Origin of the sequence: Colwellia chukchiensis (assembly GCF_002104455.1) — a bacterium.
Lineage (GTDB): Bacteria > Pseudomonadota > Gammaproteobacteria > Enterobacterales > Alteromonadaceae > Cognaticolwellia > Cognaticolwellia chukchiensis.
Map to the genome: position 1 here is coordinate 205,753 of NZ_NBOC01000004.1, position 17,102 is coordinate 222,854.

General features: G+C 42.2%; 14 protein-coding genes. All 14 read left to right on the top strand.

The window, feature by feature from the left end; all coding sequences use genetic code 11:
- Positions 1-11 precede the first annotated feature (11 nt).
- The 14 genes from frr (at position 12) to accA (ending at position 17,076) form a co-directional block, all read left to right on the top strand.
- On the top strand, positions 12-569 hold the full coding sequence (gene frr, locus B6K83_RS07380) for a ribosome recycling factor (protein ID WP_085284272.1): 558 nt from the start codon (positions 12-14) through the stop codon (positions 567-569).
- Between the two features lie 107 nt (positions 570-676).
- Positions 677-1,444, top strand: coding sequence for an isoprenyl transferase (locus B6K83_RS07385; RefSeq protein WP_269844008.1), 768 nt, complete (start codon positions 677-679; stop codon positions 1,442-1,444).
- An 84-nt stretch (positions 1,445-1,528) separates the two neighbouring features.
- Positions 1,529-2,395 (top strand): phosphatidate cytidylyltransferase, encoded by an 867-nt coding sequence (locus tag B6K83_RS07390; RefSeq protein WP_085284273.1) that lies wholly within the window; start codon positions 1,529-1,531, stop codon positions 2,393-2,395.
- A 5-nt stretch (positions 2,396-2,400) separates the two neighbouring features.
- Complete coding sequence (ispC, locus tag B6K83_RS07395; protein WP_085284274.1) at positions 2,401-3,600, top strand: 1-deoxy-D-xylulose-5-phosphate reductoisomerase; 1,200 nt, start codon at positions 2,401-2,403, stop codon at positions 3,598-3,600.
- A 20-nt stretch (positions 3,601-3,620) separates the two neighbouring features.
- Complete coding sequence (gene rseP / locus B6K83_RS07400; RefSeq protein ID WP_085284275.1) at positions 3,621-4,976, top strand: sigma E protease regulator RseP; 1,356 nt, start codon at positions 3,621-3,623, stop codon at positions 4,974-4,976.
- Between the two features lie 29 nt (positions 4,977-5,005).
- On the top strand, positions 5,006-7,492 hold the full coding sequence (gene bamA / locus B6K83_RS07405; RefSeq protein ID WP_085284276.1) for an outer membrane protein assembly factor BamA: 2,487 nt from the start codon (positions 5,006-5,008) through the stop codon (positions 7,490-7,492).
- 135 nt (positions 7,493-7,627) lie between these two features.
- A complete protein-coding gene (locus tag B6K83_RS07410) occupies positions 7,628-8,146 on the top strand; it encodes an OmpH family outer membrane protein (protein WP_085284277.1) in 519 nt (172 codons plus the stop codon).
- A 165-nt stretch (positions 8,147-8,311) separates the two neighbouring features.
- A complete protein-coding gene (gene lpxD, locus B6K83_RS07415; RefSeq protein WP_085284278.1) occupies positions 8,312-9,337 on the top strand; it encodes a UDP-3-O-(3-hydroxymyristoyl)glucosamine N-acyltransferase in 1,026 nt (341 codons plus the stop codon).
- 38 nt (positions 9,338-9,375) lie between these two features.
- Complete coding sequence (gene fabZ, locus B6K83_RS07420; RefSeq protein ID WP_085284279.1) at positions 9,376-9,828, top strand: 3-hydroxyacyl-ACP dehydratase FabZ; 453 nt, start codon at positions 9,376-9,378, stop codon at positions 9,826-9,828.
- A gap of 1 nt (position 9,829) precedes the next feature.
- On the top strand, positions 9,830-10,618 hold the full coding sequence (gene lpxA, locus B6K83_RS07425) for an acyl-ACP--UDP-N-acetylglucosamine O-acyltransferase (RefSeq protein ID WP_085284280.1): 789 nt from the start codon (positions 9,830-9,832) through the stop codon (positions 10,616-10,618).
- Between the two features lie 71 nt (positions 10,619-10,689).
- A complete protein-coding gene (gene lpxB, locus B6K83_RS07430) occupies positions 10,690-11,838 on the top strand; it encodes a lipid-A-disaccharide synthase (RefSeq protein ID WP_085284281.1) in 1,149 nt (382 codons plus the stop codon).
- 17 nt (positions 11,839-11,855) lie between these two features.
- Positions 11,856-12,506: a ribonuclease HII gene (gene rnhB, locus B6K83_RS07435; protein ID WP_085284282.1), complete on the top strand. Its 651-nt coding sequence runs from the start codon at positions 11,856-11,858 to the stop codon at positions 12,504-12,506.
- A gap of 8 nt (positions 12,507-12,514) precedes the next feature.
- A complete protein-coding gene (gene dnaE, locus B6K83_RS07440; protein ID WP_085284283.1) occupies positions 12,515-16,069 on the top strand; it encodes a DNA polymerase III subunit alpha in 3,555 nt (1,184 codons plus the stop codon).
- A 50-nt stretch (positions 16,070-16,119) separates the two neighbouring features.
- Complete coding sequence (gene accA, locus B6K83_RS07445; protein WP_085284284.1) at positions 16,120-17,076, top strand: acetyl-CoA carboxylase carboxyl transferase subunit alpha; 957 nt, start codon at positions 16,120-16,122, stop codon at positions 17,074-17,076.
- Positions 17,077-17,102: the final 26 nt, after the last annotated feature.

Sequence of the window (17,102 nt, forward strand, 5' to 3'; positions counted from 1 at the left end):
GGAATAACATAGTGATAAATGAAATAAAACAAGATGCGCAAGAGCGTATGGCGAAAAGTATTGAGTCATTAAAAATTAGCTTAAATAAAATTCGCACGGGTCGAGCGCACCGCTCATTATTAGACAATATCGTCGTCGAATATTACGGTATGGACACCCCGCTGAATCAAGTAGGTAACATTACCGTACCCGATGCGCGAACGCTAGCGATCACCGTATTTGACAAAGGCATGATAGGCGCGGTTGAGAAAGCCATTTTAAAATCAGATTTGGGCTTAAACCCTTCTTCGCAAGGTACCTTGATCCGAATCCCTCTGCCAGCGTTAACGGAAGAGCGTCGTAAAGAATTAGTAAAAGTTGTTCGCGGTGAAGCGGAAGTTTCTAAAGTGGCAATTCGTAATATTCGTCGTGATGCTAACTCGGATGTGAAAGCGTTAAACAAAGAAAAAGAAATAAGTGATGATGAAATGCACCGCGCAGAAGACGAAGTGCAAAAGATCACTGATATATTTATTAAGCAAGTTGACGAAACTTTAGCCGTTAAAGAAAAGGAATTGATGGAAATATAAAGTTTTCATTGCTTAATCCATGACGCCGTAGATAATGACTACGGCGTTTTTGCATATGCCAATAAAAAAATAACAATACTCAGCGTTAAACTTGCAATGGAGAATGAGTGAGTAGATTAGAACAACAAACCAATCCTTTATTACCAGAGTCAGCAACTGTGCCTCAGCACATTGCTATAATCATGGATGGTAATGGCCGTTGGGCAAAGCAACGTGGGAAAAAACGTGTTGTTGGACACAAGTCTGGTGTTGAGTCGGTCAGAGCAACCGTAACAACAGCGGCAAAGTGTGGTGTTAAAGCCTTAACTTTATTTGCCTTTAGTAGTGAAAATTGGCAGAGGCCGGCAAGCGAAGTCAGTGTCTTGATGGATCTTTTTATGTATGTCTTAACCCGCGAAGTTAAACGCTTACATAAAAATGGTATTAAATTTAAGGTCATAGGTGACGTTAGTAAGTTTTCCAATAAATTACAAAAGATGATCCAAGAATCAGAAGCGTTAACCGCGGAAAATTCTGGAATGGTGTTATCTATTGCTGCCAACTATGGTGGTCGTTGGGATATTACGCAAGCAGCTAAACAATTAGCCAGCAAGGTTGAGACGCAAGCCATTAGCGCTGATGAAATAACTGAAACTATGTTTCATGAGCAAACAAGTTTAGCAAGTTTACCCGAACTCGATTTATTAATTAGAACCGGCGGTGATTACCGCATAAGTAACTTTTTACTTTGGCAAGCAGCGTATGCCGAGTTATATTTTACCGAGGTGTTATGGCCAGACTTTAATGAAACTGAATTTACCAAAGCAATCACGCAATTTAAGCAACGTGAGCGCCGTTTTGGTAAAACCAGTGAACAAGTGACCGATAAAAACTAAAAAAAACTTAAGGGTTGTTTTTCAATTAAAACAAAAAATAAAAGCAATGATCTACCAACCCGCGCACAAATTAAGGAACATCGTTTGTTAAAACAACGCATTATCACGGCATTAATACTTGCACCCGCTACAATTTTGGCGATTTTTTACTTATCACTTTCGAGCTTTGCTGCCATTATGCTTGCCGTTATGGCGATTGGCGCTTGGGAGTGGGGACCCCTAATGGGTTGTGCGAGTAAGCGCTATCGTGTCGCTTTTGTCAGCGGAACATTGATTTTAATAATGGCGCTTTGGCATTTACTCACCATAGATCAACTGTGGCTTGCCCCGAAAGTTTTATTGACGCAAGTAAACGTTTTACTTTGGCTAGCTGTGGTTTGGTGGCTATTGTCAGCAGGGTTGACACTGTTATACCCCAGATTTAGTGCTTTTTGGTCCCGCCATCGCTCAGTGCGTGGCGTGTTTGGTTGGTTGACTTTAGTTCCGACTTGGCTCGCGTTTATGGTGTTAAGAAGTAGCGAATATGGAACCGATACCTACCATGGCGCGCAATTATTGATGTTTTTGTTTTTAATGGTTTGGAGCGCCGATGTAGGTGCATATTTTGTTGGAAAATCAATTGGTAAACATAAGTTGCTGCCTAATGTTAGCCCAGGAAAAACCTTAGAGGGCTTTATCGGTGGTGTATTATGCGCCTGTATAACTGTTTTGATTGCAGGTTATTTTATCGATTGGACTTTTGAGCAATATAAAATTGTCATTCCAGTGACCATTTTAATCACCACCATCTCAGTATTAGGCGATTTAAATGAAAGTATGTTTAAACGCCAAGCAGGAGTTAAAGATAGTGGTTCTATTTTACCGGGTCATGGCGGTGTGCTTGATCGCATTGATAGTTTAACCGCAACTGCACCAATTTATGCCTTATGTTATTCATACTTAGGTTGGTAAATTAGATGCAAAAATTATGTATTCTGGGCTCTACTGGTTCGATAGGTAAAAGCACATTAGATGTTGTACGTCTGCATCCTGAAAAATTTAATGTGGTGAGCTTAGCTGCGCACTCTAGCGTTGAGCTTATGCTTGAGCAATGTCTTGAATTTCATCCCAACACCGTTGTTATGGTATCTACCGCTCATGCTGAGGCACTGAAAAAGCAACTGCGGGAGAAAAACCTCGTTAATATTCAAGTGTTGGCAGGGGCAAAAGCACTAGAAACCCTTGCTGAGCAAGACACCACAGATACGGTTATGGCCGCCATCGTTGGCGCGTCGGGCTTGCTTGCAACATTAGCTGCGGTGAAAGCAGGAAAAAAAGTATTACTTGCAAATAAAGAGGCATTAGTAACCTCAGGGGCAATTTTTATAGATGCGGTTAAGGCGTCGGGTGCACAATTATTGCCAATTGACAGTGAGCATAATGCTATATTTCAATGTTTACCTTTAGGTGAGCAGCAGCAACCGGGTACTTGCGACTTAGCTGCTGCTGGCGTGAGTAAAATACTATTGACGGGCTCAGGCGGGCCTTTTAGAACATGGCCGATAGCAAGCCTTAACCAAGTGACTCCAGCGCAAGCTTGCGCGCATCCTAATTGGGATATGGGCCGCAAAATATCGGTAGACTCTGCCACCATGATGAATAAAGGTTTAGAGTTCATTGAGGCAAAGTGGTTATTTAACCTTGAACCTGACGACATTCAAGTTGTCTTACATCCGCAAAGTACCATTCATTCTATGGTGCAGTATAAGGATGGCTCTGTGCTTGCGCAAATGGGCAACCCAGATATGCGCACGCCAATAGCTCATGCGCTGAGCTTTCCACAACGGATAGACTCAGGCGTTGCACCACTGGACTTTTTTACCGCTAAAGCCTTTGAATTTGAAGCGGTTGATTTTGTTAAATACCCTAACTTAAAGTTGGCCATTGATGCCTGTAAAAGTGGTCAAGGCGCATGTACAGCACTAAATGCCGCGAATGAAATTGCCGTTGATGCTTTTTTAAGCGAAACGATAAAGTTTACCGATATTGCAAAAATAAATGAAACTTCTGTCAATAAATTTGTCTCAGAAAAGGTTAGCTCAATAGAAGACGTAATTGCGCTAGATAGGCGTGTAAGAGTATTTGCACAATCCTTAATTTTGAACGCCAAGCACTAGCGCACTGAAAGAGTAGTAAAATGATAGAGTTTATTTGGAATCTTGGGTCTTTTGTTGTGGCATTAGGCATATTGATTACCGTTCATGAATATGGCCATTTTTGGGTCGCACGAAAAAATGGTGTACAAGTACAGCGCTTCTCGATTGGGTTTGGTAAAGCGATTTGGCGTAAGTATGATCAATACGGTACTGAGTTTGTCATCGCCATGATCCCGCTTGGCGGTTATGTGAAAATGCTCGACAGCCGAGTTGATGAGGTCGATGAAGCGACTAAGCATCGCACATTTGACGGCAAATCAGTCTATCAACGTATTGCCATTATTGCTGCTGGCCCGTTAGCGAACTTTATTTTTGCTCTATTTGCCTTTTATGTCATGTTTTTAATTGGCGTACCGAGTGTTAAGCCCATTATTGGTGAGATCACGCCAGAGTCCATTGCAGCGCAAGCTAACTTACCCCGAAATGGTGAAATTATTGCTATTTCTGGGCAAAGAACACAAGACTGGCAGGATGTTAATCTCGCACTTATCAGTGCCATAGGTGAAAGTGAACTAACACTGACGGTCAAAACGCCAGATCGCATCGGCAATAAAAGCTATCAATTAAATACCCAAAATTGGCAGTTTTCACCGGAAAATGAATCATCGATTGCTAGCCTAGGAATACAACCGTTTCGCGCTAAAGTTCACACTGAATTGGCTGTCGTCGCGGCAGGTAGTCCAGCAGCAAAGGCAGGATTACAAGTGGGCGATAAACTGATCAGTATTGCCGGTCAACGTGTTGATAACCAATGGCAAGTTTTTGCAGATAACATTAAAACGTATCCTGAACAAAATGTTGCTATTGAGATCTTACGCGAAGGCAAAATTTTGCAATTAGAGGTTAGGCCAGAGTCAAGAACTTGGCAAAACAAAGTAATTGGTTATTTGGGGGTTCAGCCGGTATCTGATCCTTACCCCAGTGAATATCAATTTGAACAAGCCTATGGCCCTATTGCTGCGTTAACGCAAAGTGCTAAAAAAACCTGGCAATTAATTGAGCTGAGTTTTCAGATGATCGCCAAACTTATTACCGGCGATGTATCGGTGAAAAACTTAAGTGGACCAATATCGATAGCCCAAGGTGCAGGCAGTAGTGCTGACTATGGTTTAGTATACTTTTTAGGCTTTTTAGCCCTGATTAGTATAAACCTTGGCATAATAAACCTTTTACCTTTACCCGTACTCGATGGTGGTCACTTGTTTTACTATTTCATCGAGCTAATCACAGGCAAGCCTGTGCCAGAAAAAATACAAGAAATAGGTTTTAAATTTGGTACTATAGCGCTATTAAGCTTAATGACTATCGCCATATTTAACGACTTGTCGCGATTATAACTAGAAGAAGTATATAAAGTTAATATTTTATGATTATTAAAAAACTTGCCCTGGCGGTATTATTAGGTAGTTTGGGAACAGCAGTGCAAGCCGCTGATAATTTTCAAGTAGAAGATATCCAAGTTAAAGGATTGCAGCGTGTAGCACTAGGCGCTGCACTAACGCATATACCATTTAATGTCGGTGATAATTTAAATGAATTTCGGGTTTCGCAATCGATCAAAGCCTTGTATAAATCCGGCCATTTTAGCGACATTGTGGTATCAAGAGATGAAAACACTATTATTTATCGGGTGCGCGAACGAGCCACCATTAGTGCCATTACCTTTGAAGGCAATAAAGACCTTAAAGATGAACAATTAACCGAAAGCCTCGACGGTAGTAACATTCGGGTTGGTGAAACACTTGATATGACGGTTATTTCCGGCATAGAAACCGGCTTAGAAGATTTCTATCATAGTGTGGGTAAGTATAATGCCAATGTAAAAGCAAAAGTGACACATTTACCTCGTAATCGCGTCAATATTGATTTTGTTTTTAACGAAGGCGATGCCGCAGCCATTAAGCAAATTAATGTCGTCGGGAATGAAAAGTTTTCAGATGCAGAGTTACTAAAGCGTATTGAATTGACCTATGACTCACCATGGTGGGATTTTATGGCGCAAGATCGTTACCAAAAGCAGACCCTACAAGGGGACATGGAAACGATTAAAAGTTACTACTTAGATCGCGGTTATTTGCAATACAAAGTTGACTCAACGCAGGTGTCAATGACGCCAGATAAAGAGAGCGTATATATTACCCTCAATGTCACTGAAGGTGAGCAATACACAGTGAATGAGGTTGACTTTATTGGTGATATGGCCGGCTTTAATAAAACTATTCGAGCAATAACGCCGATAAAAACTGATGAGTTATATAATGGTGCTTTAGTCACATATACAGAAGAGATGATCAGCAAGTTTTTGGGGCGCTATGGTTATGCATACCCGAAAGTGGTTACTATTCCAGAGATTGATGAAGAATCAAAAACGGTAAAGCTTGTGCTATCGGTCGACCCAGGCAAACGAATTTACGTCAATCGCATCAACTTTAAAGGTAATCATGTTACCGCAGAGCATGTCTTGCGCAGAGAAATGCGTCAAATGGAAGGTGCTTGGTTATCCAATAACTTAGTTGAAGGCTCAAAAGCTTGGCTACAACGCTTACCTTATATGGAAACGGTTGAGTTTGAAACCAACCAACTGCCAGGTGAAGATGATTTAGTGGATATTGACTTCACGGTAAAAGAACAACCTTCAGGCTCTTTTACTGCTGGTATTGGTTATGGCTCACAAACGCGCTTAAGTTTGAACGCGGGTATTCAACAAAATAACTTTTTAGGTACAGGTAATCGCTTAGGCTTTAGCATTAACACCTCATATTACTCAAAAAGTGCTAACGTTTCTTATACAGACCCATACTTTACGGTTGATGGCGTATCACTGGGTGGTAATGTTTTTTATCAAGAGTTTAACGCAGGTAATGCCAACCTAGTTGAATATAATAATAAAACTTACGGTCTAGGTATGACGTTAGGTTTTCCTATTAATGAGTATGTGCGTTTAAGTTTTGGCGTAGGGTATAAAAATAACGGTATTACGCGTCTTGAAACTTATGAGCAAATTCAAAAGTTTTATGAGCTTTACTCTGAACCAAACGACCCAGATGGCGGTTTGAGCTTTGAGAGCTTTGACCTTAATGCCGCTATTTCACGTTCAACCCTCAACCGCGGTACGTTCCCAACGGATGGTTCACAGCAAAGTTTATCTTATAAAATGACGACGCCGAACTCAGACGTTAATTACTTTAAAGTAAACCTAGACACTAAATGGTATTTCCCTTTGACGCGCGATCAACGATGGACAGTGTTGGCTAAATTTCAGCTAGGTTATGGTAATGGCTATGGCACGGTTGAAGGTAATGATCAGGTATTACCGTTTTGGGAAAACTTTAGAGCCGGTGGTTCAGGTACCTTGCGCGGTTTTGAGTCAAATATCGTCGGGCCACGAGCCATTTATCGTCGACCAACGGCTATTCCTGGCACGCCAGACTCAGTGGGCTTAGATCTTGTTTCTTCAGGCGGCTGTTGTTTAGGGCCAGATCATGACTTTATTCAGACCTCTCGGCGCTCTGTAGGTGGTAATGCCATCGCTATTGCAGGTCTTGAGTTGATTGTACCGACACCGTTTTTAGACGAAGGTTTTAGCAACAGTGTGCGTAGCAGCTTTTTTATCGATGCGGGTAATGTTTGGGATACTGAATTTAATATCGACGACTTTAAAGATTTGGCGGAGGTAGAGTCAGCGAAGATCGCTGATTATTCTGACCCAGGGCGTTACCGTGCCTCGGCAGGTATTTCCGTGCAGTGGTTATCACCTATGGGGCCAATGATCTTTAGTTTTGCCAGAACAATAAAAGAAGAAGAGGGTGATGATACCGAATTCTTTAGCTTTAATATTGGTCAAACATTTTAATTTAGCTGAATTTAGCTTTGACGCAATTTGTTAGTCGATTAAATAAATAGGCTTGAACCAAATTACTTGAGGCGGTATAACTACCGCATAACCAAAAAAGATAAAAAATATTAGAAAATATTTTAGGAGTAAAAATTGAATAAACTGATGAAATCAATGTTAGCTGTTAGCACAGCATCGAGCTTATTGTTAGCAAGTTCTGTTATGGCCGCTGAGCAAAAAATTGCCGTGATAAATTTCCAAGAAGTGATGGGTAAAATTCCTCAAACTGCTGCGGTAATGAAAAGCCTTGAAGAAGAATTTAAAGACGAAAAAGCTGTCTTGGCACAACTTGAACAAGATATTAAGTACCATCAAGAAAAGAAAAAACGCGATGGCTCATTAATGAGTGCGAAAGAAATTGAAGAACTTGACGGTAAAATTGCCTCGCTTTTCCAAGAGTATCAAACTAAAGGTAAAGCGTTCCAACAAGAAACTGGCATGCGCAAAAACGAAGAAACCAATAAGATTGTCGCTTTGGTTAGACAAGCTATTGATAACATTGCCGCCAAAGGTAAGTATGACCTAGTGCTAGAGCAAAGCGCAGTCGTATATTCAAAACCTGATAGCAGCATTACCTCAGAAGTTGTTGCACAAGTAAGTAAATTAAAATAACCACCACTAGTGGTGTTAGGCAAGAGTGCTTAAACAGCAGTGCTTGCTTATAGCGTTATGGTAATATTCCGAATCCAATTGATTCGGAATATTGCGTTTAGCCCACGGGTTATTGCTTTCCATTCAATCTATACTGTAGATTCTAGCTAACAAGAAGTTAAATATATGAGTTACACGCTTGCCGATATTGCAAAAAAGATAGGTGCCCAGGTGCAAGGTGATGCCAATTGTGAAATAACAGCAATTGCTACCTTAACTGACGCCAAAAATGGTGATATTGCATTTCTAGCCAATAGTAAATATAGCGCCCAATTAGCAACCACCAAGGCCAGCGCGGTAATTGTTAGCGCGACAGACGCAGCAAAATGTCACACCAATGCCTTAGTCATGGGTAATCCCTATCTGGGCTATGCTTTAGTGGCACAATTATTAGATACCACACCTAAGCCTGCCATAAATATTCATCCAAGTGCTATTATTGATGATAGTGTTACGATTGGTGACAAGGTCAGTGTCGGTGCCAATACCGTTATTGAAGCAGGGGTTAGCTTGGCAGATGGTGTGACTATTGGCGCAGGGTGCTTTGTTGGTATTGGCGCCCAACTTGGTGCAAATAGCACCCTTTGGTCGAATGTTAGTATTTATCACGGCGTTGAAATAGGTGAAAACTGTTTGGTACAAGCAAATACTGTCATTGGTGCTGACGGTTTTGGTTATGCAAATGATAAAGGTAAGTGGATTAAAATACCGCAATTAGGCACAGTTATCATTGGTGATAACGTAGAGATAGGTGCCAGTACTACGATAGATCGTGGTGCGTTAGGCAATACCGAAATTCATAACGGCGTGATTTTAGATAATCAAATTCAGATTGCTCATAATGTCGTTATCGGTGAGAATACAGCGATTGCAGGCTGCACCGTCATTGCTGGTAGTACGGAAATCGGTAAAAACTGTGTTATAGCCGGTCTTGTTGGTATAAATGGTCACATTAATATTGCGGATGGTAGTGTGTTTACCGGCATGAGTATGGTAACCAAAGCCATTACTGAGCCTGGGGTCTATTCTTCAGGCATGCCTTGTTTACCGAATAAAGAATGGCATAAAACTAATGCGAGAATACGAAAACTTGATTCGATAACGAAACGGTTAAAAGCCGTTGAGCAAGACTTAAGCGCCTTAAAGCGCTAAGACAAAGATCGCCAAGCTAAGTAAAAGAGGACTTAAATTTGCAAACGCAAAATAATATCATTGATGTTGAAGAGATAAAAACGCTTATTCCACACCGCTACCCATTTTTGTTGGTTGACCGTGTGCTTGACTATACGCCTGGTAAATCAATTCATGCCATTAAAAATGTTACTGTCAATGAACCGGCATTCATGGGGCACTTTCCCAGCTACTCTATTTTTCCTGGGGTACTTATATTAGAAGCTTTGGCACAAGCCAGTGGTATTCTTGGCTTTAAGTCTGTTGCTGATAAAAGCGACGGAGAATTGTTTTTATTTGCTTCTATAGATAACGCTAAATTCAAAAAGCCGGTGCATCCAGGCGATACTATGCATTTGCATTTGGAGTTTGTTAAAGAACGCCGCGGCATGTGGAAGTTTTATGGTGAAGCGAAAGTAGGCGGTAAAGTGGTTTGCTCTGCTGATTTAATGTGCGCAAGAAGGGCACTTTAATATGGTAAGTTCAACGTCATTAATTCACCCGCAAGCTATTGTTGAAGAGGGCGCGGTTATTGGCAACAATGTCAAAATAGGCCCATGGAGCTATATCGCCGCTAATGTTGTTATTGGTGACGATTGCGAAATAAGTGCTCATGTCGTTATTAATGGACCAACCACTATTGGTAAAGGCAACCGTATTTTTCAATTTGCTTCAATCGGTGAAGATTGCCAAGACTTAAAATATAACGGTGAGTTAACAGAATTGGTGATCGGTGATAATAATACCTTTCGTGAAAACTGCACGGTTCACCGCGGTACGATTCAAGATAATAGCCTCACTAAAATTGGCAGTAATAACTTGTTTATGGCTTATACCCACGTTGCCCATGATTGCATGGTCGGTAGTCATTGTATCTTAGCAAATGGTGCCTCTATTGCCGGTCATGTGCATGTAGGTGACTATGCCATCATAGGTGGTATGTCTGGCGTGCACCAATTTTGTCATATCGGCGCTCATAGCTTTATTGGCGCTAGCTCTTTGATCGTTAAAGATATACCGCCTTATGTTATGGTGTCTGGGCAACCAGCAAAACCCTTTGGTTTGAATAGCGAAGGTTTAAAACGTCGCGGTTTTGATAAAGAGCTGATTGTTAAAATCAAGCGCGCGTATAAAGCCGTTTATCGTCAAGGCTTAACCATAGAGCAAGCGATAGCGGAAATTAACCAGGGTGACGAGTCTTTAGCAGAGTTAACTTTATTTACTGACTTCATCAAGCACTCTAGCCGTGGCATTATTCGCTAATTCAGCGGTTACACTGGCAAATTAAATGAAACCCATATAGTCCAATAACATTACTGACGACACATCATTCTATGAGCAACGCTGAACTTACATTTGCCATTGTTGTTGGCGAGCATTCAGGCGACACCTTAGGTGCTGGCTTAATGCAAGAACTAAAAAGCAAATACCCAAGCGCCAAGTTTATCGGCATTGGCGGTCCGAAAATGCAAGCCCTTGGTTTTGAAAGCCTTTACGACATGGAAGAGTTGTCAGTAATGGGCGTGTTTGAAGTACTTGGGCGCTTACGACGCTTACTTTTTATTCGCAAGTCGTTAACTGAGTACTTTACCACCCATAAACCGGATGTTTTTATTGGTATCGACGCGCCTGACTTTACCATTACCTTGGAAGAAAAATTAAAAATACAAGGGATAAAAACCGTGCACTATGTCAGCCCATCGGTGTGGGCATGGCGAGAAAATCGTGTATTTAAAATAGCAAAAGCAACGCATATGGTGTTGTCGTTATTACCGTTTGAAAAATCTTTTTACGATAAACATCAAATTCCCTGTACCTTTGTTGGTCATCCGTTGGCTGACGATATTCCGCTAGTGTCAGATAAAACGAGCGCCCGTCAAGCTTTAGCCTTGCCAGCAACCGCTAAAATACTGGCACTGATGCCGGGCAGTCGCAGTGGTGAACTGTCACGCTTAGTAGCGCCATTTTTACAAAGTGCACAGCAGCTATTAGCCAGCGCACAAGGTCAAGCCGCTAACATGCATTTTGTTGCGCCGATGATCAGTGAAAAAAGAGCTGAACAATTTCGACAATTGCACAATAAAATGGCCCCGCAATTGCCGGTTACTATTATTGTCGGTAAAACTCAGCAAGTCATGGCGGCCAGTGATTGTTTATTAACGGCATCGGGCACAGTGACCCTAGAAGCAGCTTTGGTTAAGCGACCTATGGTGATTTGTTATAAGTTTAATCCCATGACTTATCACATGTTCAAAGGCTTTGTCAAACTTAAGTGGTTTTCGTTGCCGAATTTGCTGGCAAATAAAAGCTTAGTACCTGAGCTTTTACAAAGTGCTGTCACGGTGGAAAATATTTTGCCGTTACTCAAAGAACGCTTATTTGAAGATCAGACTGCGTTAGATCAAGCCTTTACCGATATTCACTTGGCACTGAAGAAAAATGCAAGCCGTCAAGCGGCTAAAGCGGTTAGTGATTTATTATAGGAATAAACAGCGCACTTATGTCGTCAGTAAAAGCTAATATAGAGCCATTTGAATATCCTATTGCCTACTGTATCGCAGGAGTTGATGAAGTCGGGCGTGGTCCTTTAGTTGGCGATGTAGTTACCGCCGCGGTTATTTTAGATCCAGAACAGCCGATTGACGGGCTAATGGACTCTAAAAAGTTATCTGAGAAAAAGCGCCAACAATTATCCGATACCATTAAACAGCAAGCCATCGCTTGGTCCATTGGGCGCGCCTCGCCGGAAGAAATTGACACATTAAATATTCTGCATGCCACTATGTTAGCCATGCAAAGGGCGGTACAGGGCTTAACAGTATCGCCTGATTACGTTTTAGTTGATGGTAATCGTTGTCCGAAATTTTTTAGCCATGATGGTGAGATCAGCAGTCAAAGCGTGGTGAAAGGTGACGCTAGGGTAGCAGAAATCAGCGCAGCTTCAATTTTGGCGAAAGTTTGTCGTGATGATGAAATGATTGCGCTAGACAAACGCTACCCGTATTATGGTTTTGCGCAACATAAAGGTTATCCAACGGCTGCACACTTAGCGAAAATTGTCGAATATGGGGTGCTAGATTGTTATCGTAAAAGCTTCAAGCCAGTGGCGAAAGTGTTAGCTAATGCCACAAGCCAACCACAAACCAAATAGAGCAAGCGATGTCTGAATCTGAGTTCCCTGTTCCCGTAAACGACGCTGCACCAACAACAACGTCATCCACGCCTAAGTTTGTTCACCTGCGCATACACAGCGACTTTTCAATGTGTGACGGTTTAAAAAAGGTTAAACCTATAGTGGCGCGCGCGGCTGAACTGCAGATGCCCGCCATTGCCTTAACCGATCAAACTAACCTATGCGGTTTAGTAAAGTTTTACCATGCCACGCATGGTGCAGGCATAAAGCCGATAATCGGCTGTGATTTTTGGGTGAAAAGTGACGCCTTAGCTGATGAGTTATCACGCTTGGTGATATTAGCCAGCAATAATATTGGCTATAAAAACCTAACCGAGTTAATTTCTAAAGCGTATTTACGCGGCCATATTCAGGGGCGAGCGGTACTCGATCGTGATTGGTTGATAGAGCATGCTCAAGGCCTGATTTTAATATCTGGTGCACGCGAAGGCGATATAGGTAAGGCATTATTAAAAGGTAACACACGCTTAGCTGAAGATATGCTGAGCTTTTATCAAACGCATTTTCCTGATTGCTATTATCTTGAGCTAATACGCACCGGTCGGGACGATGAAGAAACCTATTTGCACTTAGCAGTCGCGTTTGCGACGCACCATGACCTACCGGTTGTTGCCACCAATGAGGTGATGTTTTTAAGTCCTGATGACTTCGACGCTCATGAAATTCGTGTTGCCATCCATGATGGCTATACCTTAGACGACAAACGTCGGCCGAAAAGATACGCCAAAGAGCAATATCTGCGCAGTGAAGAAGAAATGCTAGCGCTGTTTGCTGATATCCCCGAAGCTTTAGCAAACTCAGTAGAAATTGCCAAGCGTTGTAATGTTACCGTGCGGTTAGGCGAATATGTACTGCCTGACTTTCCAACCGAAGGTTTATCGATTGAAGACTATTTAGTGAAAGTCTCCAAAGAAGGCTTGGAGGAAAGACTTGAATTTTTGTTTGATAAAGACGCCCCCGATTTTGCGGAAAAACGTAAGCCCTATGATGAGCGTTTAGCGGTTGAATTAGACGTTGTTAATAAAATGGGCTTTCCCGGTTACTTCCTGATCGTAATGGAGTTTATACAGTGGAGTAAAGATAACAATATTCCTGTAGGGCCGGGTCGTGGTTCAGGAGCAGGGTCTTTAGTGGCTTATGCGCAAAAAATTACGGATTTAGATCCACTAGAATATGACCTACTATTCGAGCGCTTTTTAAACCCTGAACGTGTTTCCATGCCGGATTTTGATATCGACTTTTGTATGGACCGTCGTGATGAAGTCATTGATCATGTCGCCGAGTTGTATGGCCGAGACGCCGTATCGCAAATTATTACCTTTGGTACCATGGCGGCAAAAGCTGTGGTGCGCGATGTTGGTCGTGTGCTTGGGCACCCATACGGGTTTGTTGATCGTATTTCCAAGTTGATCCCACCAACGCCCGGCATGACTTTAGCAAAAGCTTTTGAAGAAGAGCCAAAACTTCCTGAACTTTACGCTCAAGACAGTGATGTCAAAGATCTAATTGATATGTGCCGCATCTTAGAGGGCACAACGCGCAACGCTGGTAAGCATGCCGGCGGCGTGGTGATATCGCCAACGACCATTACAGATTTTGCACCACTTTATTGTGATGAAGAAGGCAAAAACCCGGTAACCCAATTTGATAAAAATGACGTTGAAGATGCTGGCTTAGTCAAGTTTGACTTTTTAGGTTTGCGTACCTTAACCATTTTGCAATGGGCCATAGAGATGGCGGATGCAAAACTGCTTAAAGAAGGCAAAGAGCCAATCAACATCGCCGCAATCGATCTTGAAGATAAAGCTAGCTATAAAGTGTTGTTAAAAGCCGAAACCACGGCGGTTTTTCAACTAGAATCAAGCGGCATGAAGTCATTGATAGCTAAGTTAAAGCCAGACTGCTTTGAAGATATTATTGCCTTGGTGGCCTTGTTTAGACCAGGGCCATTACAATCAGGCATGGTGGATAACTTTATCGAGCGTAAGCATGGTCGAGAAGCCATTAGTTATCCCGATGCCACTTGGCAGCATATAGATTTAAAGCCAATTCTAGAGCCTACTTACGGTATTATCTTGTATCAAGAGCAAGTGATGCAAATTGCACAAGTGCTTGCGGGTTATTCGCTCGGTGGTGCGGATATGTTGCGCCGCGCCATGGGTAAGAAAAAGCCTGAAGAAATGGCCAAACAACGAGCTGGATTTGAAGCTGGCGCTGTGGCGCGTGGTGTTGATGGTGAGTTGGCCATCAAAATATTTGATTTAGTTGAAAAGTTTGCCGGCTATGGCTTTAACAAGTCGCATTCAGCTGCTTATGCCTTAGTGTCTTATCAAACTTTGTGGATGAAGACGCATTTTCCTGCGCCCTTTATGGCGGCAGTAATGTCGGCGGATATGGACAACACAGATAAAATCGTCACCTTAGTGGATGAGTGTGAAAATATGGGGCTAGATTTATTGCCCCCCGATGTAAATAGTGGTTTATATAAGTTTACCGTCAACGACCAAGATCAAATCATTTATGGCATTGGTGCAGTAAAAGGTGTTGGTGAAGGCCCGATAGCAGCAATTATTGCCGCGCGTGAGCAAGGTGGGCCATTTATTGATTTATTTGACTTTTGTGCCCGTGTTGATTTAAAAAAAATCAATAAGCGGGTTTTAGAAAAGTTAATTAAAGCCGGCGCCATGGACGCACTTGGCCCTAAAGATCAAGATGGGCCTCATCGTGCAGCGCTATTTGAGTCGCTACCCGAAGCCATAAAGGCGGCAGAACAACACGCTAAAGCACAAGCGATTGGTCAAAATGATTTGTTTGGTTTAATTAACGAAGAACCAGAAGATAACCGCCAAGCCTATAAAGATGTGGCAAAGTGGCCAGAGCAACAGTGGTTAGATGGCGAAAAAGAGACATTAGGCTTATATTTAACTGGCCACCCCATTAATCGCTATTTAAAAGAAATAAAACGTTACGCGACAGGGCGTTTAGTTAGCTTACAGCCGACTAACAAAGATAAAACCAGTGTCGCAGTCGGTTTAGTTTTATCGGTGCGGGTATTGGTTAATAAGCGTGGTCGTCGTTGGGCATTAGTGACCCTTGATGATAAAAGCGCTAGAATGGATATCCGCTTATTTCCAGATGACTATGATAAGTATGCAGATTTGCTGGTTGCCGATGCTATTTTAGTGTGTCGCGGACAGGTCAGCTTTGATGATTACTCCGGTGGTATTACAATGACCGCGCGAGATATTATGACCATAGCTGAAGCGCGTGAAAATTATGTCGCATCGTTAGATATCCATATAGATAAAAATCATCTGGCACAAGATTTTATTGCACAATTTACCCAGGTGCTAACACCTTTTAAGGAAGGTATTTGCCCTATTCGCGTTTTTTATCAACGAGATGAAGCGCAAGGTATGTTAGAGTTAGGGGTACAGTGGCGCGTATCGCCAAGCGACATGCTATTACACAACTTGCAAAACTTGTTAGGTGAAAAGCAAGTTGAATTAAAATTTAAATAGGTAACGTTTTTATAACGGTGCTGATAGACAACATAGATAAGAGTAATCATATGTCATTAAATTTTTTAGATTTTGAGCTACCCATTGCGGAACTCGAAGCGAAAATTGAAGAACTACAATCCGTTAACAGTGGCCAAGAATTAGATCTGGACTTAGAAGATCAAATTTCTCAGTTACGAGAGAAAAACAATGAATTAACTAAAAAGATTTTCTCAGACTTAGATCCTTGGCAAACGGCGCGCGTGGCACGTCATCCGCAACGTCCATACACCTTAGATTATTTACCTCGTATATTTACCGAGTTTGATGAGTTAGCCGGTGATAGAGCGTATGCCGATGATAAAGCCATTGTCGGTGGTACTGCACGTTTAGATGGTCGGCCGGTAATGGTTATTGGTCACCAAAAAGGTCGCTCGACCAGTGAAAAAGTCAAACGTAACTTTGGTATGCCGCGCCCAGAAGGTTATCGTAAAGCGTTGCGTTTAATGAAAATGGCAGAGCGCTTTAACATGCCAATTATCACCTTTATTGACACACCCGGTGCCTACCCAGGTATAGGCGCAGAAGAGCGTGGTCAAAGTGAAGCCATTGCCACTAACTTAAAAGTGATGTCGCGCTTAAAGGTGCCAATTATTTGTACCGTTATCGGTGAGGGCGGCTCAGGTGGCGCGTTAGCTATTGGTGTTGGTGATAAAGTGAATATGCTTGAGTATTCAACCTACTCAGTGATTTCGCCAGAAGGCTGTGCGTCTATTTTGTGGAAAACGGCCGAGAAAGCCTCGACAGCAGCAGAAGCCATGGGCATAACTGCCAAGCGTATTAAAGAGTTAGAACTCATTGATAATGTCGTGGAAGAGCCTTTAGGTGGAGCCCATCGCGATATGGACCAAATGTCTGCTTTACTTAAGCAAGCATTAAAAACTGACCTAGCGGAGCTTGATAAGCTATCGCACGATGAATTAATTGATGGACGATACGATAAGCTAATGTCGTTTGGTTATTGTTAAGTGATAAAAGCGACCTAGCAAGGTCG

What these genes read in the sequence shown, in the direction of transcription:
- rseP (WP_085284275.1), top strand. Translation starts at nt 3,621, where the DNA reads ATGATAGAGTTTATTTGGAATCTTGGGTCTTTTGTTGTGGCATTAGGC.
- lpxD (WP_085284278.1), top strand. Translation starts at nt 8,312, where the DNA reads ATGAGTTACACGCTTGCCGATATTGCAAAAAAGATAGGTGCCCAGGTG.
- rnhB (WP_085284282.1), top strand. Translation starts at nt 11,856, where the DNA reads ATGTCGTCAGTAAAAGCTAATATAGAGCCATTTGAATATCCTATTGCC.
- lpxA (WP_085284280.1), top strand. Translation starts at nt 9,830, where the DNA reads ATGGTAAGTTCAACGTCATTAATTCACCCGCAAGCTATTGTTGAAGAG.
- accA (WP_085284284.1), top strand. Translation starts at nt 16,120, where the DNA reads ATGTCATTAAATTTTTTAGATTTTGAGCTACCCATTGCGGAACTCGAA.
- dnaE (WP_085284283.1), top strand. Translation starts at nt 12,515, where the DNA reads ATGTCTGAATCTGAGTTCCCTGTTCCCGTAAACGACGCTGCACCAACA.
- bamA (WP_085284276.1), top strand. Translation starts at nt 5,006, where the DNA reads ATGATTATTAAAAAACTTGCCCTGGCGGTATTATTAGGTAGTTTGGGA.
- ispC (WP_085284274.1), top strand. Translation starts at nt 2,401, where the DNA reads ATGCAAAAATTATGTATTCTGGGCTCTACTGGTTCGATAGGTAAAAGC.
- lpxB (WP_085284281.1), top strand. Translation starts at nt 10,690, where the DNA reads ATGAGCAACGCTGAACTTACATTTGCCATTGTTGTTGGCGAGCATTCA.